Below are 23,431 nucleotides of genomic sequence, written 5' to 3' on the forward strand. Positions count from 1 at the left end.
GAGGCCCCCGGCCGCGCGCACCCCTTCGTACGGCGAACGGATGTGACCACCGTCACCTTCGCCCGAACAGCCGATCACCCGCGCCCGCCCACCGGCCTGCGCTGTCAGATCGGCATGATGCCCCGAAAGGCACCATCCATGTCGACCACCTCCTCCTTCGCCGCCCTCGGCGTCCCCGCCCCCCTCGTCACCGCGCTGACCGCGAACGGCATCACCGAGCCGTTCCCGATCCAGGTGGACACGCTCCCCGACACCCTGAACGGCCGCGACGTGCTCGGCCGCGGCAAGACCGGCTCGGGCAAGACCCTCGCCTTCGCCATCCCGATGGTCGCCCGCCTCGGCGGCGCCCTCTCCGGCGGACGCCGCCGCCCCGGCCGCCCGCTCGGCCTGATCCTCGCGCCGACCCGCGAGCTCGCGACGCAGATCACCGCGGCGATGCAGCCCCTCGCCGACGCCTACGGCATCGTCACCACCACGATCTTCGGCGGCGTCTCGCAGCAGCGCCAGGTCGCCGCGCTCAAGCAGGGCGTCGACATCGTCGTGGCCTGCCCCGGCCGTCTCGAGGACCTGATGAAGCAGGGCTTCGTCAACCTCGACGCCGTCGAGATCACCGTGCTCGACGAGGCCGACCACATGGCCGACCTGGGCTTCCTGCCCGTCGTCACGCGCATCCTCGACAAGACCCCCCGCGGCGGGCAGCGCCTGCTGTTCTCGGCCACGCTCGACAACGGCGTGGACAAGCTGGTCAAGAAGTACCTGCAGAACGAGGTCCTGCACTCGGTCGACGAGGCGAACTCGCCCGTCGCGCTGATGACCCACCACGTCTTCGAGGTCGACGGCCTCGACGCCAAGAACGCCCTCGTGAAGACCCTCGCGTCCGGCACCGGCCGCCGCATCCTCTTCATGCGCACCAAGCACCACGCGAAGAAGCTCGCCAAGCAGCTCACCGGCCAGGGCATCCCCGCCGTCGACCTGCACGGCAACCTCTCGCAGGTGGCCCGCGACCGCAACCTCGCCGCGTTCGGCGCCGGCACCGTCAAGGTGCTCGTCGCCACGGACGTCGCGGCCCGCGGCGTGCACGTCGACGACGTCGAGCTGGTCATCCACGTCGACCCGCCGATGGAGCACAAGGCGTACCTGCACCGCTCCGGCCGCACCGCCCGCGCCGGCTCCGAGGGAGACGTCGTCACCGTCGTCCTGCCCAGCCAGCGCGGCGACGTGAAGACCCTGCTGCGCAAGGCCGCCATCCAGGTCACCCCGCAGCTCGTGTCCGCCGACTCGGCCGCCGTGTCGAAGCTCGTCGGCGACGTCGCGCCCTACGTGACGCCGACCGCCGTCGTCGAGCCCGTCCGCGGGCAGTCGCAGGGCGGCCGCTCGCAGGGCGCCAACGCCCAGCGCAAGCGCGCTGCGCGCTCCGACGACGCCGCTCCCCGCGGTGGCCGCGGTGAGCGCTCGGCGACCGCCGGCTCCGGCTCGGACCGTCCCCGTCGTGGTGGCGGCTCGACCGACGGCGCGGCCCGCGGCGGACAGCGAGGTGGCCGCGGCCGCTCCGCCGCCGCAGCGACCACCTCGGGCGGCTCGCGCTCGTTCTACAGCACCGGATCGGGCTCCAGCAGCAGCTCCTCCGCGCCGGCCGGCGAGCGCCGTCCGTCGCGTCGCGCGCAGGGCTGAGTTCGATTGCGCGCCGCGGGGCGGCGCGCCGCGGTCGGCTGAGTAGACGGTCGCGTTCTGCAGAGCGGGTCGCGAACGGCTACGGCGATTCGCTTCGCACGCGAATCGCCGCTCCGCCTCGTGAGGGGCGGCTGGTCCGGGGGCGCAGCGTCTGACGACGTGCGCCTCCGTCGACTACTGCACGAGATCACATGAGGAAGGCCGGGAACCCTCCCGCGACAGCGTCGCGGGTCGGGCTCCCGGCCTTCGTCGTGTCTCGCGTGGACGCGCCTCGCCCGGCGGCGGAACGGGAACGACGACAGACGCTGCTCCGGCTGTCGTCAGCCGGCAGCTTCTCGTTCCCAGTCGAGAGCTTCAGCGAGTCGCTCGGCGTCGGGGAGGACGGCTCGTTCCTCGGCCGGCAGAGCGTCGTACGAGTAGGTCGACACAGCGATCGGAGAATCGGCGCGTCCCAGCGAGTATCGGACGGTGTGCTCGTTGCGGCTGCCGCATATCAGGATCCCCACCGTCGGAGCGTGCACCGGTCGTCTGAGTCGGTCGTCGACGAGGGCGATGTAGAAGCCGAGCTTGCCCGCGTACTCGGGCTGGAATCTGCCGGTCTTGAGCTCGATGACCACGTACCGGAGCTGGTCGACGTGGAAGAACAGCAAGTCGAGGTAGAAGTCGTCACCGTCGACGTCGAAATGCACCTGGCGGCCGACGAATGCGAAGCCGGCGCCGAGCTCGCGGAGGGTGTCGACGATGCGATCCGTGAGGGCCTGCTCGAGGTCTCGCTCTGCGGCGTCCTGGGAGAGGTCGAGGAAGTCGAACACGTAGGGATCCTTCGCGAGCTCCCGCGCGAGGTCCGAGTCGGACAGCGTGAGTCGGTCCGCGAAGTTCGTCGGTGCCGCGCCGATCCGATCGCGGGTGCGGTTCATGATCTGGTTGGCCAGCATGTTCCGTGACCAGGCCCGCTCCACCGCCGTCGCGGCGTACCAGTCGCGTGCATCTCGTTCGTCGAGCCGGTCGAGGAGCACGGTGACATGGCCCCAGGGCAGTCGTGCAACAGCCTGTTGCACGATTCCCGGCTCAGGCCAGCTGGCGGCGAATGCGCGCATGTAGAGCAGGTTGCGACGAGAGAAGCCCTTCATCGCCGGGAACTCCGCTCGCAGGTCGTTCGCGAGACGCTCGACGACCCCGCTCCCCCACTGCTGGGTCTCCTGCTGGCGCAGAATGGTCTGTCCGATGTGCCAGTACAGCTCGACGAGCTGAGTGTTGACGACCCGCTGCGCTCGCAGTCGCGTCTCATGAACCTGCTTCTTCAGCCCCTCGAGCGTGCTGGCGTAGTCGTCGGGCAGTGACAGTTCAGAGCGCGCCATCCCACGATCCTCCCGCGGGCTCGCCCCCTCACTCGAACGCGGCGCGTATTCGCCAGTCGCCTGCGAGACGGCGTGACATGGTCTTCCGCCTCTGTCGCCGCGCGCGGCAGGTGCGCAGCTCGCCTCCCATGGGCGTGCCCGCACGAGAGCGCACCCCGCCCAGGACGAATGCCACTCGGACCCGAGAACCGTCGCCGACTCCGAGCGCTCCTGCGCGAAGCTCTCTCGCGCCTCGAGTCTCGGCGCAAGGGCGCGCTTCGAGCCGCAGGCGGAATTCGCGTGCCAGCGAATTCCGTGAGGCGAACGCAGGACGCTCTGCGGAACCCGGCCACGTCACGAGGCCGACCGCGGCGCGCCGCCTCGCGGCGCGCAAACGGAACGCTGCGCGCCCTACCGGAGCTTCCCCACCGAAGCGAGTGCAGCGCGCAGCAGGGCGCCGCGCCCGCCCTCCATCTCGGCGGAGACGGCGTCGGAGCAGGCCTCGTCCGGCGTCATCCAGGTGAGCTCGAGAGCGTCCTGGCGGGGGTCGCAGGTGCCGGTGACGGGGACGACGTAGGCGAGCGAGACGGCGTGCTGCCGCTCGTCCGTGAAGGGGCCCATCCCGGGCATGGGGAAGTACTCGGCGACGTGGAACGGCAGCGGGCTGGCCGGCAGCAGCGGGAACGCCATCGGACCGAGGTCCTTCTCGAGGTGGCGGAAGAGCGCGTCGCGGAGGGTCTCGCCGTACATGACGCGGCCGGAGACGATCGTGCGAGTGATCTGACCCGAGGCGGTCGCCCGAAGCAGCACCCCGACCTCGGTCACCTGGCCGAGACCGTCGACGCGGACGGGCACCGCCTCGACGTACAGCAGCGGGAGCCGACGGCGGATCTCGGCGAGTTCATCGTCGGACAGCCACCCGGAATTGGGATCAGGGGTACGCACGCTCATAGGGCCATTCTTACCCGACGTTCATGTCCGTCCGGTGTCGGCTCGCATGCGGCGGGCTCGGCGATGATGGTCGGATGGGAATCGACGCGAACGCGGTGCTGTGGTCCTCCTCCGCGAAGGACCGGGTCGGACGCCCCCTGCTGGTGCTCCTGCACGGCTACGGATCGCACGAGGGCGACCTGTTCTCGCTCGGCGCCTACCTGCCCCTGGAGCCGGTGCTGGCGTCGCTCCGCGCCCCGCTCGCCCTGGACGGCGGCGCGAACGCGTGGTGGCCGCTGCGGGTGCCGCTGGACCCGGATCAGCCGCGGGTGGACCCGGCGGCCGTCGAGGCGGCGGCGCAGGGGGTCCTCGACTGGCTCGACGCGCTGAATCACCCGGGGCCCGTGGGGCTGCTCGGCTTCTCGCAGGGCGCGGCGCTGGCCGTGCAGCTGCTGCGGCGGGCGCCCGGGCGGTTCGCGTTCGCAGTGGCGCTCTCGGGCTTCGTGGTGCCGCTCGCGGAGGGCGACACCGCCGACGAGGTGCTCGCCGCCGAGCGGCCGCCGGTGTTCTGGGGGCGCGGGACGCTCGACGCCGTGATCCCGGCCGAGCTGGTCGCCGACGCCGGGGAGTGGTTCCCGGCGCACACGGCGCTCGACGCGCGGGTCTACGAGGGCGTCGCGCACGGCGTGAGCCAGGCGGAGCTCGCCGACATCGGGACCTTCGTGCGGCTCGGCTTCGCCTGATCGGACCCGTCGCCGGGGGCCCGTGCGGCCCGCGAGCCGGCCGTCAAGGGCTCGCCACCGGAGCCGGGGCACGGCAATGTCGGTGGCGGCAGGGAGGATGAACGCATGCCGAACGTCCTCGATCGCTTCAGCCCCGCCACGCGGGCCTGGTTCGAGGGCGCCTTCCCGGCGCCGACGGCCGCCCAGGAGGGTGCGTGGTCGGCGATCTCGAGCGGGGCGCACGCGCTCGTCGTCGCCCCCACCGGCTCGGGCAAGACGCTGTCGGCCTTCCTCTGGGCGATCGACCGGCTCGTGCAGGGCCCGCCGCCGGAGGACCCGCAGCACCGCACGCGCGTGCTCTACGTCTCGCCGCTCAAGGCGCTCGGCGTCGACGTGGAGCGCAACCTCCGCTCGCCGCTCGTCGGCGTCACCCAGACGGCGCTCCGGCTGAGCGCCGAGGGCGTCGGCAGCGCGCCGTCGACGGTCACGGTCGGCGTGCGCTCGGGCGACACCCCCGCGGCCGAGCGGCGGGTGCTGCAGAAGACGCCGCCGGACATCCTGATCACCACCCCCGAGTCGCTCTACCTGATGCTCACCTCCGCCGCGCGCGAGTCGCTGCGCGGCGTCGAGACGGTCATCGTCGACGAGGTGCACGCCGTCGCCTCCACCAAGCGCGGGGCCCACCTCGCGGTGTCGCTCGAGCGGCTCGACGCGCTGCTGCCGAAGCCGGTGCAGCGCATCGGCCTGTCGGCGACGGTGCGGCCGCGCGAGGAGGTCGCGCGGTTCCTGGCCGGCCGCTCCCCCGTCACGATCGTCGCCCCCGTCTCCGAGAAGCAGTGGGACCTCAGCGTCGTCGTCCCCGTCGAGGACATGTCCGAGCTCGGCTCCACGGCCTCGCAGGACGGCTCGACGATGGGCGCCACCGGCCCGCAGAGCGGCTCGATCTGGCCGCACGTGGAGGAGTCGATCGTCGACCGGGTGCTCGCGCACACCTCCTCGATCGTCTTCGCGAACTCGCGGCGCCTCGCCGAGCGGCTGACCGCGCGACTCAACGAGATCTACGCGGAGCGGCGCGAGGCCGAGTCCGAGCGCGCCCGCGAGGCCGGCGAGCCGGTCGCGGTCGGCGCGCTGCTCGAGGGGGCGGTCGGCGCCTCCGCCCGGCGGACCCCCGCGGCGAACATGGGCGCCGCCGGAGCGACCAGCGGCACCGGTCAGGCCGCCCCGGAGGACGAGCCGCTGCTCGCGCGCGCGCACCACGGCTCGGTCAGCAAGGAGCAGCGCGCGATCATCGAGGACGACCTCAAGTCGGGTCGCCTGCGCTGCGTCGTCGCGACCTCGAGCCTCGAGCTCGGCATCGACATGGGCGCGGTCGACCTCGTCGTGCAGGTCGAGACGCCCCCCTCGGTCGCGAGCGCGCTCCAGCGCGTCGGCCGTGCCGGCCACCAGGTGGGCGAGGTGTCGCGCGGCTCGTTCTACCCCAAGCACCGCGCCGACCTCCTGCACTCCGCCGTCACGACGGAGCGGATGCGCTCCGGTCTGATCGAGGCGATCACCGTGCCCGCCAACCCGCTCGACATCCTCGCGCAGCAGACCGTCGCCGCCACGGCGCTCGAGTCGCTCGACGTGGACGAGTGGTTCGACACCGTCCGGCGCAGCGCTCCCTTCGTCGCGCTCCCGCGCTCCGCCTACGAGGCGACGCTCGACCTGCTCTCGGGGCGCTACCCCTCCGACCAGTTCGCGGAGCTGCGGCCCCGCCTGGTCTGGGACCGGGACGAGAACACACTGACCGGCCGCCCGGGAGCGCAGCGTCTCGCGGTGACCAGCGGCGGGACGATCCCGGACCGCGGGCTCTTCGGCGTCTTCATGGTCGGCGAGCCCGGCTCCACCGGCAACCGGGTCGGCGAGCTGGACGAGGAGATGGTGTACGAGTCGCGCGTCGGCGACGTCTTCGCGCTCGGCGCCACCAGCTGGCGGATCCAGGAGATCACCTACGACCGCGTGATCGTGACGCCCGCCTTCGGCGAGCCGGGCCGGCTGCCGTTCTGGAAGGGCGACTCGCAGGGCCGCCCGGCCGAGCTCGGCGAGGCGATCGGCGCCTTCACCCGCGAGATCGGCGGCGCCGTCGTCGAGACCGCGCGCGAGCGCTGCACCGCCGCGGGGCTGGACGAGTACGCGACGAACAACCTGCTCTCCTTCCTCGACGAGCAGCGGCTGGCCACCGGCCGCATCCCGGACGACCGCACGCTCGTGCTCGAGCGCTTCCGCGACGAGCTGGGCGACTGGCGGCTGGTGCTGCACTCCCCCTACGGGATGCAGGTGCACTCGCCCTGGGCCCTCGCCATCGGCGCGCGCGTCCGCGAGCGGCACGGGGTCGACGGAGCGGCGATGGCCGGCGACGACGGCATCGTCGTGCGGATCCCCGACACCGAGTCGGAGCCGCCCGGCGCCGAGCTCTTCCTCTTCGAGCGCGAGGAGCTCGAGCAGCTGGTGACCAGCGAGGTGGGCGGCTCGGCCCTCTTCGCCGCCCGGTTCCGCGAGTGCGCGGCGCGGGCGCTCCTGCTCCCCCGCTACAACCCCGGCAAGCGCTCCCCGCTCTGGCAGCAGCGCCAGCGCGCCGCCCAGCTGCTCGACGTCGCCCGCACCTACCCGACGTTCCCGATCATCCTCGAGACCGTGCGCGAGTGCCTCCAGGACGTCTACGACCTGCCCGCGCTGCTGCGCCTGGCCGCGCGGCTCGAGGGCCGCGAGCTGCAGATCCTCGAGGTCGAGACGCCCACGGCGAGCCCGTTCGCCCGCTCGATGCTCTTCGGCTACGTGGCCGCGTTCATGTACGAGGGCGACAGCCCGCTCGCCGAGCGCCGCGCCGCCGCGCTCTCGGTCGACGCGACGCTCCTCGGCGAGCTGCTGGGGCGCGCCGAGCTGCGCGAGCTGCTCGACCCGCTCGTGCTCGCCCAGATCGAGCGCGAGCTGCAGCGGGTCGAGCCGGAGCGGCGACTGCGCGGTCTCGAGGGCGCGGCCGACCTGCTCCGCCTGCTCGGCCCGCTCACCCTCGACGAGCTGGGCGAGCGGCTCGTCGACGAGGCGATCGCCTCGGCCGACGTCGCGAAGGCCGAGCCGATCGCGCGGGACACGCTCGAGGCGGTCGTCGCCGAGCTGGTCCGGGTCAAGCGCGTCCTGCCCGTCGGCCTCGGCGGGGAGCAGCGCTACGCCGCGATGGAGGACGCCTCGCGCCTGCGCGACGCCCTCGGCGTGCCGCTGCCGATCGGCGTCCCCGTCGCCTTCATCGACCCCGTGCGCGACCCGCTCGGCGACCTGGTCGCGCGCTACGCGCGCACCCACGGCCCGTTCACGGCGGTCGCCGTCGCCGCGCGGCTCGGCCTCGGTGTGGCGGTCGTCAACGACACCCTCCGCCGGCTCTCCGGCGAGCGGCGCGTCTCCGAGGGCGAGTTCCGCCCGAACGGCACCGGCTCGGAGTGGTGCGACACCGAGGTGCTGCGCCGCCTGCGCAGCCGCTCGCTCGCCGCGCTCCGCAAGGAGGTCGAGCCGGTCGACGCCGCCGCCTACGGCCGCTTCCTCCCCGCCTGGCAGCACCTCGGCGGCTCCCTGCGCGGCATCGACGGCGTCGCCTCCGTGATCGACCAGCTCGCCGGGGCGCCCATCCCCGCCTCGGCCTGGGAGTCGCTCATCCTGCCCGCCCGGGTGCGCGACTACTCGCCCGCCATGCTCGACGAGCTGACCGCGACCGGCGAGGTGCTCTGGGCCGGTGCGGGCACGCTGCCCGGCAACGACGGCTGGGTCAGCCTGCACCTCGCCGACACCGCCGGCCTCACGCTGCCCGTCCCGGCGCCCGAGGCGGTTCCGCTCGGCGAGCTGCAGCAGGAGATCGTCGGCGTGCTCGGCTCGGGCGGCGGCTACTTCTTCCGCCAGCTCTCCGACGCGGTCGGCTCCACCGACGACAAGACGCTCGTCGAGGCGCTGTGGGAGCTGGTCTGGGCCGGCCTGCTGACGAACGACACCCTGGCGCCGCTGCGCACCCTCGTCGGCTCCACCGGCGGCGCGCACCGGCAGCCGCGCGCTCCCGCACGCGCGCGGGCACCGCGCGGCCGGATGACCGCCCGGCCCACGATGGCCACCCGCGTCGGACCGCCGACGGCGGGCGGGCGCTGGTCGATCGTGCCGCTGGCCGAGTCGGACCCGACGATCCGCGGGCACGCCCTCGGCGAGACGCTGCTCGAGCGCTACGGCATCGTCACCCGCGGCTCCGTGCAGGCGGAGGGCGTGCTCGGCGGCTTCGCGCTCGCCTACAAGGTGCTCAGCGGCTTCGAGCAGCAGGGCCGCGCCCGCCGCGGCTACTTCATCGAGAAGCTCGGCGCCGCGCAGTTCGGCACCGCGGGCAGCGTCGACCGCCTCCGCACCTTCGCCCCGCAGGACGAGGCCCAGCAGCGCGCCCGGCCCGTCCACGCGCTCGCGGCGACCGACCCGGCGAACCCCTTCGGAGCGGCGCTGCCGTGGCCGCAGGGCGAGGGCCACCGTCCCGGCCGCAAGGCGGGCGCCCTGGTCGCCGTCGTCGACGGCGAGCTGGCGGTCTACCTCGAGCGCGGCGGCAAGACCGCCCTCACCTTCAGCACCGACGAGACCGTCCTCGCGGATGCGGCCGGAGCGCTCGCGCAGCTGGTCCGCTCCCGCGGAGTGGAGAAGCTCACTGTCGAGAAGATCGACGGCGTCTTCGCCCTGGGCACGCCCCTCGGTGACGCCCTGACCGCCGCCGGGTTCGTCGCGAACCCGCGCGGCCTGAGGCTGCGCGCGTGAGCGCCGGCCGCCACGAGAGGGGCGCCCGTGCCCGAGGGTGACACCGTCTACCGCTCCGCCCACAACCTCGCCGACGCCCTCGACGGCCAGGTGCTGACCCGCTGCGACGTCCGCGTGCCGAAGTTCGCGACGGTCGACCTCACCGGCGAGACCATCGACTCCGTCGTCCCGCGCGGCAAGCACCTGCTGATGCGGATCGGCGACGCCGTGATCCACTCGCACCTCAAGATGGAGGGCAGCTGGCACCTCTACTCGCTGACCGGCGACCGACCCAAGTGGCACCGGCCCGCGTTCCAGGCCCGCATCGTCCTCGAGACGGCGGAGTGGCAGGCCGTCGGCTTCGAGCTCGGGCTGCTCGAGATCGTGCCGCGCATCGCGGAGGAGGACGTCGTCGGCTACCTCGGCCCCGATCTGCTCGGCGCGGACTGGGACGCCGACGAGGCGCTGCGCCGGCTGAGCGCCGACCCCGAGCGGCCCATCGGCCTGGCGCTCCTGGATCAGCGGATCATGGCCGGGCTCGGCAACGTCTACCGGGCCGAGCTCTGCTTCCTCCGCGGCGTGCTGCCCACCCGCCCGGTCGGCGAGAGCGGCGATCTCCCGAGGACGATCGCCCTCGCCAAGAAGCTGATCACCGTGAACCGCGAGCGGATCGAGCGCACGACGACCGGCAATCTCCGGCCCGGCCAGCAGCTCTGGGTGTACGGCCGCGACCGCAAGCCGTGCCGCCGCTGCGGGACGGCGATCCGCCGCGGCGAGCTCGGGGACGACGAGCTGCAGCTGCGCGTCACCTACTGGTGCCCGCGCTGCCAGACCTGACGCCGCGGGAGCGCCGAGCGGGCGGCTACTCCTCGACGGCTGCCGAGCGGTGCCCGGGGACGTGCTTGACGTGCAGTGCGACGTCGCTGAGGCGCTCGATCCGGTCGACGTGGCGCGCAGCGTTCGCGTCCTCGGCGACGATCCAGCTGCCGACGAGCAGATACGGGTCGCGGCCGCCGGCGGTGAGCGGCCCGGTCACCGTGAAGGAGCCGATCGTCGGCGTGGAGAAGGTCACCCGCACCGGATCCCCGTGCGAGAGGCCCTCGACGGAGCGGTCCCCGTCGGCGCCCGGCTCGGGCTCGGGGGCGAGCGCGATGCTCTGGATCTCGGTCCCCGTGTTCAGGAAGACGTCGGCGACGACGAGCTCGCCACCGACCGCCTGCCGGACGACGCCCTCGATCCCGTACAGGCCGTAGCGGGCCGAGCGGACGAGCACGCGCACCGTGTCGCCGATGGAGACCTCGGCGAGGGCCCCGCGGATCGACGCGACGTCCCGCCGGGCGGGAGCTGCGGACAGGGCCTCGAGGATCGCACTGGACATCCCGCCAGGCTAGCCGGTCGCCGACCGGCCGTGCGGACGTGACGGCACGCACCGGAGACGGAGGGGATCCTGCGTTCGAATCCGGCAGCAGACACCCGACGTCGACCGCCATCGGGCGCGACGAGGAGGAGCGAGGCTATCGTCGGGCCCGATCGAGGGGGCACCGTGCACATCATGTTCGTCGACGAGAGCGGAACGCCACCCTCACCCTCACGAGCTGTAGAGGATCCGGTGTTCGTCCTCGGCGGGATCATCATCCCTGAGGACGTCTGGGCATCGATCCGCTCGGACCTCGAACGATCGAAGTCGACGTTCGGCGTCTCCGGAGAGATCAAGTGGCGGTACTTCGCACCGTCGCGAGCCGGCTCGAAGCGCACCTCGCTCACGCAGCTGACCGGTGCCGAGCGGAACGCGCTGCGCGAAGAGCTTCTGGGCGCGATCGTCGCGCACACGTCCGTGCAGCTCATCGCGGCGATCGTCGACACTGTCGCGGCGTACGGCTCCGGGGGCGCCTCCACCTCCGACGATCTCTACCACGACGCCTTCAGGACCCTGAGTGAGTGCTTCCAGGACTTCCTGAGGGACCTCGAACGGAGCCGGGGACAGCGAGTCAACGGGATGATCGTCTGCGACAACCGCAACAACGACCAGGACGACCGCCTCAAGGACTTCCACCAGGCCCTGCTGGACGACGACCGTCGGGAGCCCTCCCGCCAAAATCTCATCGAGGGGCTCTTCATCGCGGCGTCCCATCAGAGTCCTGGGACTCAGCTCGCCGATCTGGTCGCGGGAGCGGTGTTCCGAGCGGAGGCGAGGTCCGATCGCCGTTTCGTCGACATCCTCGAGCCCTCGTTCCGACGGTCGCCGGCCGGCTGCGTGGACGGCTACGGGATCGTGAGGATTCCCGGACGATGAGGCAACGCTCGGCCGGACAAGAAGACGCCGTGTCGAGCTCTCACTCGAACCTGCAAGCAACGGCGCAGTCACGGCGTAGGGCGATGGTAGCCGAAGACGACACAGCGCACCCGGTGCGGCGCAGACGGCGCCGTCGGACGACGGTCCGATCGAGAAGATCGGTAGGACCGGCAACGTGGCGCAGGCCCGTGAGAACCAGGGCCTTCGAGGAGTGCGGAGACGGTGGGATTTGAACCCACGGAACCCAATAAAGGGTTCTCCACCTTAGCAGGGTGGTGCACTCGACCGGACTATGCGACGTCTCCTGAGCGCCCGCCGGGCGAACGCACGACGACCATCATAACCGCACGCGGGAGCCGGGCGTGACACCCGGCGCGGCGGCGCTACTGCTCGTCGAGGGTGCGGCCGACGGTGCAGGTCTGCTGGTCGGCGGTCTGGCCCGAGACGTCGCTCGGGAGCGCGACGGCGGTGCCCTCCGGAGCCGGGGTCGGATCCGCCGTCGCGGCGGGGTCGGCGGTCTCGGCGGGATCCGCGGTCGCCGCCGGATCGGTCGCGGCCGGCGTCGAGCCGTCGACCGACTCCGAGCCGCCGCCCGTGGTGCCGGTGAGCGCGATCGGCTGGTCGGCCAGGAGCGCCGCGTTCAGCGTCGCCGCCGCCTCCTCGCTGGGGTAGACGCCGTCGCCGTCGATGAAGGTCGGGTACTGGACGAAGACGACGCTGGCGAGGTCGACGTCCTTCACCGCGAGGCCGATCGACACCAGGGTGTTCACGTTCTCGAGCGAGGTGGAGAGCTGCATGTTCGAGACGGCAGCCTTGCCGAGGCCGTAGAGGGCGACGGGGTTCGAGAGCGTGGACGCGCTCTTGACCTTCCGCACCAGCGACGAGAGGTAGACCTGCTGGCTCGAGATGCGGGTCAGGTCACTGCCGTCGCCCACGCCGTGGCGGGTGCGCAGGAAGGCGAGCGCCTCCGCGCCGACGAGCGTGTGCGTGCCGGCGTCGAGGGTGAGTCCCGTGTACTCGTCCTCGATCGGGGTGGCGACGCAGACGTCCACTCCGCCCACCGCGTTCGACATCTCGATCACGCCGTCGAACTGGATCAGCGCGGCGTACGGGATGTCGAGGCCGGTGAGCTGCTCCACGGTCTGCACGGTGCAGGCGAGTCCGCCGTAGCTCAGCGAGGTGTTGATCTTCGCGGAGCGCAGCGGATCGGACACGGTGCCCGTCGCCGGGTCGGTGCAGGACGGGATCGGCACGTACATGTCGCGGGGGAAGCTGACGACCTCGACCGTCGAGTGGTCCTCCGAGATGTGCATCAGCATCGTGACGTCGTTGAGGTTCTCGGTGCGGTCGCCGTAGGCGCCCTCCGCGGAGCCCTCGGCGCTGTCGCTGCCAGCGAGGAGGATGTTGACCCCACCCTCGATCGCCCCGATCTCGGGCACGGCGGAGTCGGTCGAGCCGATGCCGAGGTCGACGGAGGGCCGCGCGCTGCCGGCGATCATCGAGAGGGCGATCGCCACGATCGAGATCGTGCTGAGCACGCCGACGCCGACGCAGGCCGCGAGGATCCGACCGGCGAAGCGCAGCCCGCTGCGGGGGCGCAGCCGGCCGTGACGGGCTGCTGTCCTGCGCGAGGCGACGGGTGCGCTCATCGGTTCCGCCCCGGCGTCAGCCGAAGAACCCGACGGAGCAGGTCTGCTGGTCGGCGGGCTGGCCGGTGATCGACTCCGGCAGCTCGACGGGTCCGCCCGCCGCGGGAGTGCCGGGAGCCGCGGTGGCGCCGGGCGTCGCCTCCGCGGTCGCGACAGGATCGGTCGTGGCGGGCCCGGCAGCGGGCGCCTCGGTCGCCGGGGGCGCCTCGGTCTCGCCGGTGGTCGTCGCGCCGGCGCCGGTGCCGCCGGTGAGGGCGATCGGCTGGTCGGTCTGCAGGGCGCTGGCGAGCACGTCGCCGGCCGCGCGGTCGGGGACGACCCCGCCGGAGGCCGCGCCCGTCGGGTACTGCGCGAACACCACGTTCGCGATGTCGACGTCCTTCAGCGCGAGGCCCATCTGCACGAGGGTGTTCACGTTGTTCAGCTCGTCGGAGAGCGTCATGTTGCCCAGGGCCGCCTTCGCCAGGCCGTAGAGCGCGACGGGGTTCAGCAGCGTGTCGGCGCTCTTCACCTGGCGCACCAGTGAGGAGAGGAAGACCTGCTGGTTGCTGATCCGGGTCAGGTCGCTGCCGTCGCCGATGCCGTGGCGGCTGCGCAGGAACTGCAGGGCGGCCATGCCCTCCAGCGAGTGCACGCCGGGCTCGAGATAGGTGTTGGTGTAGGGGTCGGCGATCTCGGTGGCGACGCAGACGTCGACTCCGCCGATGGCGTTCGACATCTCGATGACGCCGTTGAACTGCACGACCGCGCCGTAGTCGACTCGGACCCCGAGCAGCTCCTCCGCGACGCCGGCGACGCAGCCGAGGCTGACGTCCTTGCCCATCGCCTCGTTGATCTTGGTGTCGTACCGGGCGGGGATCGTCTCTCCGGTCGCAGCGTTCACGCAGGACGGGATGTCGACGTACATGTCGCGCGGGAAGCTGACGACGGTCGCGTTGCTGTGGTCGGCCGAGACGTGCATCAGCATGTTGACGTCGTTGAGGACGCTGGTCTCCTCGTCGGGGTCGCCGTAGGCGTCGCCCTGACCCTGGCGCGAGTCGCTGCCCACGACGAGGACGTTGAAGCCGCCCTCGAGGGCGCCGATCTCGGGGACCGAGCCCGCCGCGACCCCCGAGCCGGCCGCGACCGGGTGCAGACTGACCGACGGCTGAGCCGACTGCACGAGCAGGGTGGCGGCGATGGCGACGATGGAGATCGAGGCGACGACGCCGACTCCCGAGACGGTCGCGGCGGCCTTGACGAGGGTGCGCGGCAGGCTGTGCCGCTTCTGCCGCCCGTGCCGGACGTGGGGTCGCGGCGTGCGCGCCGACTCGTCCGCGGCGGAGTGGTCCGTCGAAGGGCGCGTCGTGCGCATCCGTCTCCCGTTCGTCTCGATGCTGGGGGTGGTGGAGCTGAGTGGGGCGGCGTGCGCTGCCCGCGGGCGCGGAGGAGGTCGCTCCGACCGCGTCGGGACATAGTACCCAGACCGCTCCGGAAAGCCACCCGTCGCGAGGAATCCGTGGAGGAGACCCGGAGCGGCCGCTCGGGGCGGCCGCCGGGCCCCGCTCAGCCCTCCTGCGCGACGACGCTGATCGCCCAGACGACGCCGAAGCGGTCGGTGAGCATCCCGAAGCCGGGCGACCAGTCGGACGCCGCGAGCGGCTCGAGGACGCTCGATCCGTCGACGAGCGCCGCCCAGTGCGTGGTCGCCTCCTCGAGCGTCGTGGCCTGCAGCGCGAGGAAGAAGGGACGGTCGGTGATCGTCGTGCCGTTCTCGCGGCGCGTGGAACCGGCCTGCAGATCGGCGTCGCTCGAGGGCACGTCGTACGCCATCACGCTGACTCCGCTCGGGCTGACGACCTGCCCGTGGACGACGCGCTCGGCGTCGGGCAGACCGGCCGGCATCCCGAAATCACCGTAGCTGCGGATGATCGCCTGCCCCCCGAAGGCGGTGGCGTAGTACTCGAGGGCGGCGCGGGCCCGGCCGGTGAAGGTGAGGTGGGGGACGACTGCTGCGGACACGGTGTGCTCCTTCGACGTGCGGCGGGTGGGCCGCGGTTCTCCCGGTTCTTCCGGGGCGGACACCACGGTCCCGCCCGTACCGGTCAGGGATCGTCCGCATCGTGCGCGATCATCGAACCCGTGCCGACGTCCTCCTCCCCCTCCACCTCGAAGCGGCTGCTCGCCCTGCTGTCGCTGCTGCAGTCGCGCCGCGACTGGTCGGCGCCGGTGCTGGCGACGCGGCTGGAGGTGAGCGAGCGGACGGTCCGGCGCGACGTCGAGCGGCTGCGCGAGCTCGACTACGTGATCGAGACCACGCGGGGTCCGGACGGCGGCTACCGCCTGGCCGCCGGCACCGAGCTGCCGCCGCTGCTGTTCGACGACGAGCAGGCGGTCGTGATCGCGCTGGCGCTGCGGACCGCCGGCGCTCTTGGCACCGACCTCGACGACGCGGCCGAGCGGGCACTGCGGACCATCGGACGGCTGCTGCCGAGCCGCCTGGCGCACCGGATCGACGGGCTCGCCGCGAGCGCCGGATCGACGGCGGGCTCCCCCGGCTCCGGCGGGTCCCGCGCCGACTCCGGCGTGCTGCTGCGGATCGGCGACGCGATCCGCGCGTCGCTGACCCTGCGGTTCGACTACGACTCCCCCATGGGAGCGGCCGACTCCCCGGCAGGAGCGTCCGACACCCCCGGAGGAGCGTCCGCCCCGCCCGCGGTCCGATCGACCGAGCCGCACCACCTCGTCCTCGCCGGCGGCCGCTGGTATCTGATCGGCTGGACCCCCGACCGCTCGGACTGGCGCACCTACCGCGTCGACCGGATCCGGCCCCGCAGCCACACCGGCGCCGCCTTCCGCCCGCGGACCGTGCCCGGCGGCGACCCCGCGGCGTTCCTCTCCGCCCGCTTCAAGGGCTCGACCGGCACGGACACCTGGCCCTGCTGGGGCTCGGCGTCGATCGACGCCGACGCCGCGCAGCTCGCGCCCTACCTCGGCGACGGCACGCTGACGGTCGAGCCGGACGGCCGCTGCCGCATCCGCGTCGGCTCCTGGTCCTGGCTCGGCCTCGCCGCGTCCATCGCCCGCTTCGACGCGCCGATCAGTGGCGTCGAACCCCGCGAGCTGCGGGAGGCGTTCGCGCGGCTCGCGGAGCGGTCGGCGCGCGCGGCGCGGTCCGCAGCCGACGCCCCCTGAGGGCCGCACACCTCAGGGGCGCAGGGTCCGCCGGAGGAACCGCACCTGGTCCTCGAGACTGGCGCGCGAGACCGCGGCGTCGGGCACGAGCTGATCGAACACGTGGTACGTCCCCGCCCAGAGTCGCAGATCGACGGGCACCCCCTGCTCGAGGAGCCGTGCGCCGAAGTGGAGCGCCTCGTCGCGCAGCGGGTCGAGCTGCGCGACGAGGAGGTACGTCTCCGGCAGCCCGGCCAGCGACTCGCGGCGCGCCGGTGCCGCGTACGCGTCGGCCTCCCTCCCGCCGAGGTAGAGCCGCCACATCACCTCGGCGTTGCGGTTGTCCCAGACCGGCGTGTCGTCGAACTCCCGCATCGACGTCGTCGTGAGGCGGTCGTCGAGCACGGGGAACAGCAGCAGCTGCGCGCGTGGCACCCGCTCGCCCTCGTCGAGCGCGAGCATGCTCACCCCCGCCGCCAGCGCGCCGCCGGCACTGACTCCGGCGACGGCGATCCGCGCGGGGTCGATCCCGAGCTCGGCCGCCCGCTCGATGATCCACCGCAGCACCGCCCGGCAGTCCTGCAGGCCCTGCGGGTAGGCGTGCTCGGGAGCGAGGCGGTAGTCGACGGAGACGACGAGGCAGCCCGCGTCGCCGGCGTAGCGCAGGCAGCGGGCGTTCTCGGAGAGGAGGTCCCCCGCGACGAACGCACCGCCGTGCAGGAAGATCAGGGCGGACCCGACCGACGCCGACGGCCGATAGAGCCGCAGCGCGATGTCGTGACCGTCGAGGCGCACCGAGCGCGCCTCGATCGCGACCGACCCGCCGAACTCCACCTCGGCGGAGGACGGCTGCATCGTCGACGAGCCCATCAGCAGCCGTGTGCCCTCGACGTCGTTCAGGTCCGGCCGCACCATCAGCTCGGTGGCGGCGGCGAGCTCAGCGTCCACGGCGGCCACCCCCGGCCGTGCCGAGGGGCCTCACGCTTCGTCCGGCTCCGCCTCGGCGATCCGCAGCAGCTGCAGCGCGAGCCACACGTCGTTGCGCTGCGCGGCCACGAACACATCGATCCCCAGCTTCGTTCCCACGTTCTTCAGCCGGTGCCCCAGGGAGCTGTGGTGCAGCAGGAGCTCCGCCGCCGCCGCGCGGACGTTCGCGTGGCGGCAGTACGCGTCCAGGGCGAGGATCTCGCCCAGGCCGACGGGCGTGCGCACCAGGAGCTGCATCCGCTGCACGAGCTCCGAGCCGGCGGCCTCCGCCGGGGAGACCCGGGCGAGGCAGCGGAGGGAGCCGAGCGCCTCGTGCGCGAGCGCGCGCGGCCCGAGCGTCGGCGAGCACAACCGCAGCGTCCGCAGCGCGGAGAGGTAGGAGTCCCGCGGCGACAGCGCCGAGGCGCTCGCTCCGACGGCGACGATCTCGGCGCCCTCGGGGAGCGCTCCGGGCAGGGTCCCGGAGCCGTGCACCAGCACCGCGTGCACCGTCCCGAAGCGCACCGGAGCGGTGCAGCGGTGCTCCGGCCCGCACCACTCCCGCCAGGTGCGCGGGTCCGAGAGAGGTCCGCCCGAGCCCCGGGCGAGGACGACGCGGAGGCGCCAGTCCGGCCGGAAGCCCAGCCGCCGCAGCGCCTCCTCCCGGTGCTCGGTGATCGAGGGCAGCGCCTCTATCAGCATCCGAAGCGGCTCGCCGTCGCCCAGCCGGGCCGCGTCGGCCTGCCGGATGAGGATCGTGGCCGCGGTCAGCGACATGCGCTCGAGGATCAGCTGCGCCATGTCCGCGTCGCTGCTCGCGGGCACCACCCAGACCAGGCCGGCGCCCGCGGTGCCGCCGCCGATCCCGGTGCTGATCGCCCCGGCCGGCGGCTCCTGCGGCCGCGCGCGACCGAGGCTGTCGAAGCCGCAGCCGCCGCCCGGACCGGCGAAGCCCGCCTCGGTCCCGATCAGCATCGCCGTCGACCGCACCAGCTCGTCGATCCCGGCCCGGAACTGCTGGAGCTTGTCGAAGAAGCTGACGACGCGCAGCGCGTCCCGCCCGCACTCGCCGCCCTCGGACAACCGCCGGAGAAGTCCCTCCACAGGTCACAGCCTCACTCGTCATCGCGTGCTCGCAACCGGTCGATCGCCAGGGCGAGCACCAGCACGGTCCCCGTCGCGATGCCCTGCCAGTAGGACGATACATTCAGGATCACGAGGCCGTTGCTCAGCGTCGAGAGGAAGACGATGCCGAGCGCGGTGCGCGGAATGCTGCCGCGGCCGCCGAAGAGCGAGGTCCCGCCGAGGACGACCGCGGCGAAGATGTCGAACTCGGCGCCCTGCCCGTTGTTCGCGGAGCCGGAGCCGAGCCGCCCCGCGAGCAGCACGCCCGCCACCGCCGAGAGCGCCCCGGCGACCACGAAGACCTGCATCGCGTGCACGTTCACCCGGAGCCCTGCCACTCTCGAGGCCCGGCCGGAGGAGCCGATGGCGTACGAGCGCAGCCCCCAGGTCGTCGTGCGCATCACGAACCACGCGACGACGTAGAGCACGGTCACCAGCACCACCGCGACCGGGAGCGGACCGATCGACCCGGTGCCGACCCAGAGCAGGAGATCGAAGCCCTCGACGACCGGGGCCGCGATCGACTGCCCGCTGGTCCAGACCTGTGCGGCACCGCGGACGACCAGCGCCACCGCGAGCGTGGAGATGAAGCCGGGGATCCGGAGGGTCTCGGTCAGCACGCCGTTGACGAGCCCGAGCAGGGCCCCGAGCGCGATCGCGCCGAGGACGGCGACGAGCGGCGGCAGCCCGACCTGAAGCAGCGATACGCAGGTGATCCCGGACGCCGCGATCAGCGCGCCCTGGCTGATGTCGAGCCGGCCGGCGATCAGGATGATCGTCGCTCCGATCGCCGCGACGCCGAGCACCGCCGACTGCCGGAGCACGACGAACAGGTTGTCGACGGTGAAGAACGTCGACGAGCTGACGGCGAAGACGACGATCATCACGGCCAGCGCCACGGGGAGGACGATCGTGGCGAGGCGCTCCTGATCGATGCCGCGGCGCGGAGCGCGGGCGAGCTCGGCATCGGGAGTGTCGAGGCGGGTCATGAGACGCCTCCGGTCGCTGCGGACATCAGTTCTCCTTCGGTGGCGGTGGTGGCCGGGAGCTCCCGGACGACGGCGCCGTTGCGGACGACGATGATCCGGTCGCAGGCGGCGCGCAGCTCGGCGATCTCCGAGCTGATCAGCAGGACGGCGACGCCCTTGCCGGTGAGATCCCAGACCGTGTCGATCAGGTCGGCCTTGGCTCGGACGTCGATGCCGTGGGTGGGCTCGTCGAGGACGAGCAGGGACAGGTCCTCTGCGAGCAGGCGCCCGACGAGCACCTTCTGCTGGTTGCCCCCCGAGAGCGAGCGGATGTCGAGGGCGTCGCTCGCGGCCTTGATCCGCAGGCGGGACGTCATCTCGCGGATCAGCGCGGTCACCGCGCGCCGGTCGAAGACGCCCCCGCGAGCGACGTCCCGCGGGGCCCGGACGATCATGTTCTGCCGCACGCTGAGGTGTGGCAGGATCCCCTCGGTGCGGCGGTCCTCGGAGAGGTATGCGACGCCCCGGGCGAAGCCGGCGGCCGCGGAGCGCGGGCTGTAGGGCCGGCCGGCGAGCTGCATCGAGCCGGACTGCAGGGTCTCGAGGCCGGCGATCGAGCGGCCGATCGAGGACTTCCCCGCGCCGACGAGGCCGAAGACGCCGAGCACCTCGCCTCGCCGGATCGCGAGGTCGACGGGCGGGCGGCCCTTGATCACCATCGCTCCGCCGACGAACGCAGGCTCGCCGAGCGACGGGGCCCGGTCGCCCCGGACGACGGCCGCGGAACCCGGCACCATGGCGTCGACGACCTGCGGCAGCACGTCCACCGTGGCCGCGAACTCGCCGGCGACCCGGCCGTCCCGCAGCACGACGATGCTGTCGCACAGCTGCACGACCTCGTCGAGCCGGTGCGAGATGAAGACCACCCCGACGCCCTCGTCGCTGAGCGAGCGCATGACGCGGAAGAGGCGCGCCTCCTCGAACGGCGTCAGCGAGGAGGTCGGCTCGTCCAGCAGCAGCACGGACCCGGCGCTGCGCAGCGCACGGGCCGCCGCGACCAGCTGGCGGTCGCCGATCGACACGTCGCGCACCAGCTCGTCGACGTCGTTCTCCAGCCCCATCCGGCGCAGCAGCGCGCGGGCGGCCTCCCGCATCTGCCGGCGGTCGAGCTGCAGGGCCCGCTGGAACGGGCGCTCGTCACCCAGGAAGAGGTTCTCGGCGATCGTGAGATCGGGCACGAGGTCGAGCTCCTGGCGCACGACGCCGATCCCGTGGCGCTGCGCCTCGCGCGGGCTCGAGAACGAGACCGGCTCGCCGCTCACCCGCAGCTCGCCGGTGTCGGGCGGGAGCTGGCCGGTGAGGATGTTGATCAGGGTCGACTTGCCGGCCCCGTTGGCGCCGGCCAGGCCGAGGATCCGTCCCGCGTGGACCGACAGGTCGACGCCGGTGAGGGCGGCCACCCCGCCGAAGGCCTTGCTCACTCCGCGGACGGTGAGGACGGCGGCGGGCTCGAGCGGTGCCGTCATCCGAGGGAGTCCAGGATCCCCTGGGCGTTCTCCGCCGTGACCAGCTCGACGGGCACGATCTGCTCGCGCTCGACCTCTCCGCCCGAGGCGAGCTCGAGGACCGCGCGCGCGATGATCTCTCCCTGCTGGAGCGGGAAGAGGCCCACCGTGGAGACGACGTCGCCGGAGAGGACACCCTGCAGGATGCGCGCGTCCTCGCCGCCGGTGACGATCCCGACGTCCTCGCCGGGGGTGCGTCCGGAGGCCTTGACCGCGGAGATCGCGCCGAGCGCGCTGGAGTCGTTCAGACCGACGATGAGGTCGAGATCGGGGTGCGCCTGCAGAACGGTCGAGGTCTGCGCGTTGCCGGTGTCCTCCTGGTACGCCTCGACCTCGCTGACGAGGGTCCACTTCCCCTCACCGAGCACGGCGTCGATCCCGGCGATGACGCCCTCGTGCCGGGCGATCAGCGGCTCACCGCCGGAGTCCTGGTGCAGGATCGCGACGGTGGGCACCTCGTCCACGCGGTTCGCCGCCAGCCAGCCGCCGGCGCTCTCGCCCTCGAGCTCGCCGAAGGCGCGGTCGTCGAGGTTGAAGACGACGTCGGCCTCGGGGATGTCGGTCGCCAGCCCGACCACGAGGACGTCCTGCCCGGTCAGGCGGCGCGCGACCGGCGAGATCGCCTTCGGGTCCGTCGGGCACACGATCACGGCCTTCGCACCGGCCGCGACGAGGTTCTCGATTCCGGACACCTGCTCGCCGGACTCGCCGTCGGGATCGGAGGTGACGACGTCGATGCCGCAGTCGGACAGGACGCCCTCCAGCCCCTTCTCGACCAGCGGGAAGTACCCGCCGGTGTTGGAGTAGGGCGAGTAGCCGACGCGGGTCAGGTCGACGCCGTCGCACTCGGCGGGGCGCTCTCCGGCCGGCGTCGTCGATGCGCTCTGGCAGCCGCTCAACGGGAGCAGCACGACCGCGGCAGCGGCCAGTGCGACGGCCGTGCGGCGCAGTCGGGTGGTGGGTCCGTGGACGTGCATCGTGTCTCCTTCGACAGGAAGTGCGGATGGGGCGACTCCCCGGGGAGGGGCTCGGCGCCACCCGTCACTCTGCCGACGCGCGGCCCCGGAGTCATCCGGTCGCCGACGCACATCCGCCCGCCATCTGGCGGATGGCAGCGCCACCACGACCTCCACGCGGACGGGTGACCGAGCGCGGATCCCGGTCACCCGTTCAACCGAGAGGCGGGCCCGACGGCGACCGGCGCAGAGTCGAGGAGACGCCTCGGGGATCGACCCGGGCGCGACGCGCACCGAGCGAAGGAGAAGAGACCATGAATGAGAAGCACCTGACGGACGTCCGCGACCTGCCGATGACCGTGTTCGAGGTGGCGGACCAGGGCGGGGTCGTCGAGTCGCTCACCGCCGGTCACGGCATGAAGGAGCTCGCCGACTCCAACTGCGTCTGCTACATCTGCTGCGGCGGCCCTGCCGCCTGACCGCCGAGTGCACGCCGCTCACCCCCTCGACGCGGCTCGCGAGCACGCGTCCCTCCGCGTGCCGCACCGGGCTCCCGTCCCGCTTCACGCAGGACGGGAGCCTTCTGCCGTCCGCGGCGACGCCGGCGGAGGAGTGGTCCAGCGGCCCTCCGGGGAGACCGTCTCGGCGACCGCCGCCGCGTGCTCGGCGTGCCGATCGTGGGCGGGCTGCCCGAAGGACCGCTGCAGGACCGTGCCGAGCAGCCGGGCGCAGTCGCCGTCCCGGTCCGCGTCGCCGGCGCCCTCCGGCTGGAGCACGAAGCCGCCGATGACCGCCCCGATCGCCAGCCGACCGGACTCCGAGCGCGCGTCGCCGAGCACGAGGTGGTGCCGGCTGAGCGCTGCGAGGTAGCCCGGATCGGAGAGCCGGGAGACGAGCGAGAGCCCGAGCCGGTCGGGCGTCCCCGGCCGGGCGCCGCGCGTGCCGAGCACCGCGCCGTCTCCGCGGTTGTAGGCGCAGAGCAGCGGCACCGCCATGGTCCCGTGGAAGAGCATCGCCGCCGTGAGGCCGAAGGCGACCAGCTCCGGCCGGCGCAGGAGGGCCGCCCCGAGCTCGGCGTCGATCCGGCCCGCCTCGCGGAGGAGGACCGCGTCGAGGAGCTCGTCCTTGCTGCTCCAGTGCAGGTAGAGCGTGCCCTTGCCGACGTGCGCCGCGTCGGCCACGTCCTGCATGCAGACCTTGCGGTATCCCCAGCGGAGGACGAGATCGCGCATCGCGTCGAGGATGCGCTCTCGTCGCTGCGGGTCGGCGTGCTCGGGGCGATGCGGACGGGCGACCTCCGAGCCCCGG

Annotated in this window: 19 protein-coding genes and 1 tRNA gene; 7 read left to right on the plus strand and 13 right to left on the minus strand. The window is 73.1% G+C overall.

The window, feature by feature from the left end; genetic code table 11:
• Nucleotides 1-138: 138 nt before the first annotated feature.
• Complete coding sequence (locus tag HQQ82_RS06600) at nucleotides 139-1,671, plus strand: DEAD/DEAH box helicase (protein ID WP_173232171.1); 1,533 nt, start codon at nucleotides 139-141, stop codon at nucleotides 1,669-1,671.
• Between the two features lie 320 nt (nucleotides 1,672-1,991).
• On the opposite strand, the gene HQQ82_RS06605 is transcribed toward HQQ82_RS06600, so the two are convergent.
• Nucleotides 1,992-3,029, minus strand: a complete 1,038-nt coding sequence (locus HQQ82_RS06605; RefSeq protein ID WP_173232371.1) for a YhcG family protein — start codon at nucleotides 3,027-3,029, stop codon at nucleotides 1,992-1,994.
• A 390-nt stretch (nucleotides 3,030-3,419) separates the two neighbouring features.
• Nucleotides 3,420-3,959 carry an NUDIX hydrolase family protein gene (locus tag HQQ82_RS06610; RefSeq protein ID WP_173232172.1) on the minus strand — a complete coding sequence of 180 codons (540 nt, stop codon included), beginning with the start codon at nucleotides 3,957-3,959 and terminating at the stop codon, nucleotides 3,420-3,422.
• Nucleotides 3,960-4,033: 74 nt separating this feature from the next.
• Between HQQ82_RS06610 and HQQ82_RS06615 the strand changes: the two genes are divergently transcribed.
• The 3 genes from HQQ82_RS06615 to HQQ82_RS06625 all read left to right on the plus strand — a co-directional run bounded on the left by HQQ82_RS06615 (nucleotide 4,034) and on the right by HQQ82_RS06625 (nucleotide 10,285).
• Nucleotides 4,034-4,681, plus strand: a complete 648-nt coding sequence (locus tag HQQ82_RS06615; protein ID WP_173232173.1) for an alpha/beta hydrolase — start codon at nucleotides 4,034-4,036, stop codon at nucleotides 4,679-4,681.
• Nucleotides 4,682-4,786: 105 nt separating this feature from the next.
• Complete coding sequence (locus HQQ82_RS06620) at nucleotides 4,787-9,469, plus strand: ATP-dependent helicase (RefSeq protein WP_173232174.1); 4,683 nt, start codon at nucleotides 4,787-4,789, stop codon at nucleotides 9,467-9,469.
• Nucleotides 9,470-9,496: 27 nt separating this feature from the next.
• Nucleotides 9,497-10,285 (plus strand): Fpg/Nei family DNA glycosylase, encoded by a 789-nt coding sequence (locus tag HQQ82_RS06625; RefSeq protein WP_173232175.1) that lies wholly within the window; start codon nucleotides 9,497-9,499, stop codon nucleotides 10,283-10,285.
• Between the two features lie 25 nt (nucleotides 10,286-10,310).
• Here HQQ82_RS06625 and HQQ82_RS06630 read toward each other — a convergent pair whose 3' ends face one another.
• On the minus strand, nucleotides 10,311-10,826 hold the full coding sequence (locus HQQ82_RS06630) for a hypothetical protein (protein ID WP_173232176.1): 516 nt from the start codon (nucleotides 10,824-10,826) through the stop codon (nucleotides 10,311-10,313).
• Between the two features lie 174 nt (nucleotides 10,827-11,000).
• Here HQQ82_RS06630 and HQQ82_RS06635 point away from each other — a divergent pair, with 174 nt between their 5' ends.
• Entirely contained in the window at nucleotides 11,001-11,741 is a 741-nt protein-coding gene (locus HQQ82_RS06635; RefSeq protein WP_254071330.1) for a DUF3800 domain-containing protein, read from the plus strand.
• 214 nt (nucleotides 11,742-11,955) lie between these two features.
• On the opposite strand, the gene HQQ82_RS06640 is transcribed toward HQQ82_RS06635, so the two are convergent.
• From HQQ82_RS06640 to HQQ82_RS06655, 4 genes are all read right to left on the minus strand, one after another.
• Nucleotides 11,956-12,046, minus strand: a tRNA-Ser gene (locus HQQ82_RS06640).
• Nucleotides 12,047-12,124: 78 nt separating this feature from the next.
• Nucleotides 12,125-13,390, minus strand: a complete 1,266-nt coding sequence (locus tag HQQ82_RS06645; RefSeq protein WP_173232178.1) for an LCP family protein — start codon at nucleotides 13,388-13,390, stop codon at nucleotides 12,125-12,127.
• A 16-nt stretch (nucleotides 13,391-13,406) separates the two neighbouring features.
• The gene (locus HQQ82_RS06650) at nucleotides 13,407-14,744 is read right to left on the minus strand and encodes an LCP family protein (protein ID WP_173232179.1); all 1,338 of its coding nucleotides are present in this window, start codon (nucleotides 14,742-14,744) and stop codon (nucleotides 13,407-13,409) included.
• A 191-nt stretch (nucleotides 14,745-14,935) separates the two neighbouring features.
• On the minus strand, nucleotides 14,936-15,391 hold the full coding sequence (locus HQQ82_RS06655; protein ID WP_173232180.1) for a VOC family protein: 456 nt from the start codon (nucleotides 15,389-15,391) through the stop codon (nucleotides 14,936-14,938).
• A 120-nt stretch (nucleotides 15,392-15,511) separates the two neighbouring features.
• Between HQQ82_RS06655 and HQQ82_RS06660 the strand changes: the two genes are divergently transcribed.
• Nucleotides 15,512-16,564, plus strand: coding sequence for a WYL domain-containing protein (locus HQQ82_RS06660; protein ID WP_173232181.1), 1,053 nt, complete (start codon nucleotides 15,512-15,514; stop codon nucleotides 16,562-16,564).
• 12 nt (nucleotides 16,565-16,576) lie between these two features.
• Here HQQ82_RS06660 and HQQ82_RS06665 read toward each other — a convergent pair whose 3' ends face one another.
• Genes HQQ82_RS06665 through HQQ82_RS06685 form a run of 5 tightly spaced genes read right to left on the minus strand, consistent with a single transcriptional unit; the run spans nucleotide 16,577 to nucleotide 22,144 of the window.
• Nucleotides 16,577-17,491, minus strand: coding sequence for an alpha/beta hydrolase (locus tag HQQ82_RS06665; protein ID WP_173232182.1), 915 nt, complete (start codon nucleotides 17,489-17,491; stop codon nucleotides 16,577-16,579).
• A 30-nt stretch (nucleotides 17,492-17,521) separates the two neighbouring features.
• A complete protein-coding gene (locus tag HQQ82_RS20535; RefSeq protein WP_173232183.1) occupies nucleotides 17,522-18,613 on the minus strand; it encodes a helix-turn-helix domain-containing protein in 1,092 nt (363 codons plus the stop codon).
• Nucleotides 18,614-18,624: 11 nt separating this feature from the next.
• The gene (locus HQQ82_RS06675; protein ID WP_173232184.1) at nucleotides 18,625-19,623 is read right to left on the minus strand and encodes an ABC transporter permease; all 999 of its coding nucleotides are present in this window, start codon (nucleotides 19,621-19,623) and stop codon (nucleotides 18,625-18,627) included.
• Nucleotides 19,620-21,128, minus strand: coding sequence for a sugar ABC transporter ATP-binding protein (locus tag HQQ82_RS06680; protein WP_173232185.1), 1,509 nt, complete (start codon nucleotides 21,126-21,128; stop codon nucleotides 19,620-19,622). The genes HQQ82_RS06675 and HQQ82_RS06680 overlap by 4 nt, the downstream gene beginning before the upstream one ends.
• Nucleotides 21,125-22,144, minus strand: coding sequence for a sugar ABC transporter substrate-binding protein (locus HQQ82_RS06685; protein WP_173232186.1), 1,020 nt, complete (start codon nucleotides 22,142-22,144; stop codon nucleotides 21,125-21,127). Before HQQ82_RS06685 ends, HQQ82_RS06680 begins: the two co-directional genes overlap by 4 nt.
• Before the next feature lie 293 nt (nucleotides 22,145-22,437).
• Here HQQ82_RS06685 and HQQ82_RS06690 point away from each other — a divergent pair, with 293 nt between their 5' ends.
• Nucleotides 22,438-22,602, plus strand: coding sequence for a thiomuracin/GE37468 family thiazolyl RiPP peptide (locus HQQ82_RS06690; protein WP_123445007.1), 165 nt, complete (start codon nucleotides 22,438-22,440; stop codon nucleotides 22,600-22,602).
• Nucleotides 22,603-22,686: 84 nt separating this feature from the next.
• Here the strand turns inward: HQQ82_RS06690 and HQQ82_RS19500 are convergent, their stop codons facing one another.
• Nucleotides 22,687-23,355 (minus strand): TetR/AcrR family transcriptional regulator, encoded by a 669-nt coding sequence (locus HQQ82_RS19500; protein WP_216848222.1) that lies wholly within the window; start codon nucleotides 23,353-23,355, stop codon nucleotides 22,687-22,689.
• Between the last annotated feature and the right edge of the window lie 76 nt (nucleotides 23,356-23,431).

It is taken from the genome of Rathayibacter sp. VKM Ac-2856 (assembly GCF_013205055.1).
Lineage (GTDB): Bacteria > Actinomycetota > Actinomycetes > Actinomycetales > Microbacteriaceae > Rathayibacter.

Excerpts from the sequence above, each read along its gene's own strand:
- HQQ82_RS06600 (WP_173232171.1), top strand. The coding sequence starts at position 139 with ATGTCGACCACCTCCTCCTTCGCCGCCCTCGGCGTCCCCGCCCCCCTC.
- HQQ82_RS06605 (WP_173232371.1), bottom strand. The coding sequence starts at position 3,029 with ATGGCGCGCTCTGAACTGTCACTGCCCGACGACTACGCCAGCACGCTC.
- HQQ82_RS06610 (WP_173232172.1), bottom strand. The coding sequence starts at position 3,959 with ATGAGCGTGCGTACCCCTGATCCCAATTCCGGGTGGCTGTCCGACGAT.
- HQQ82_RS06615 (WP_173232173.1), top strand. The coding sequence starts at position 4,034 with ATGGGAATCGACGCGAACGCGGTGCTGTGGTCCTCCTCCGCGAAGGAC.
- HQQ82_RS06620 (WP_173232174.1), top strand. The coding sequence starts at position 4,787 with ATGCCGAACGTCCTCGATCGCTTCAGCCCCGCCACGCGGGCCTGGTTC.
- HQQ82_RS06630 (WP_173232176.1), bottom strand. The coding sequence starts at position 10,826 with ATGTCCAGTGCGATCCTCGAGGCCCTGTCCGCAGCTCCCGCCCGGCGG.
- HQQ82_RS06635 (WP_254071330.1), top strand. The coding sequence starts at position 11,001 with ATGTTCGTCGACGAGAGCGGAACGCCACCCTCACCCTCACGAGCTGTA.
- HQQ82_RS06645 (WP_173232178.1), bottom strand. The coding sequence starts at position 13,390 with ATGAGCGCACCCGTCGCCTCGCGCAGGACAGCAGCCCGTCACGGCCGG.
- HQQ82_RS06650 (WP_173232179.1), bottom strand. The coding sequence starts at position 14,744 with ATGCGCACGACGCGCCCTTCGACGGACCACTCCGCCGCGGACGAGTCG.
- HQQ82_RS06675 (WP_173232184.1), bottom strand. The coding sequence starts at position 19,623 with ATGACCCGCCTCGACACTCCCGATGCCGAGCTCGCCCGCGCTCCGCGC.
- HQQ82_RS06680 (WP_173232185.1), bottom strand. The coding sequence starts at position 21,128 with ATGACGGCACCGCTCGAGCCCGCCGCCGTCCTCACCGTCCGCGGAGTG.
- HQQ82_RS06685 (WP_173232186.1), bottom strand. The coding sequence starts at position 22,144 with ATGCACGTCCACGGACCCACCACCCGACTGCGCCGCACGGCCGTCGCA.
- HQQ82_RS06690 (WP_123445007.1), top strand. The coding sequence starts at position 22,438 with ATGAATGAGAAGCACCTGACGGACGTCCGCGACCTGCCGATGACCGTG.
- HQQ82_RS19500 (WP_216848222.1), bottom strand. The coding sequence starts at position 23,355 with ATGCGCGATCTCGTCCTCCGCTGGGGATACCGCAAGGTCTGCATGCAG.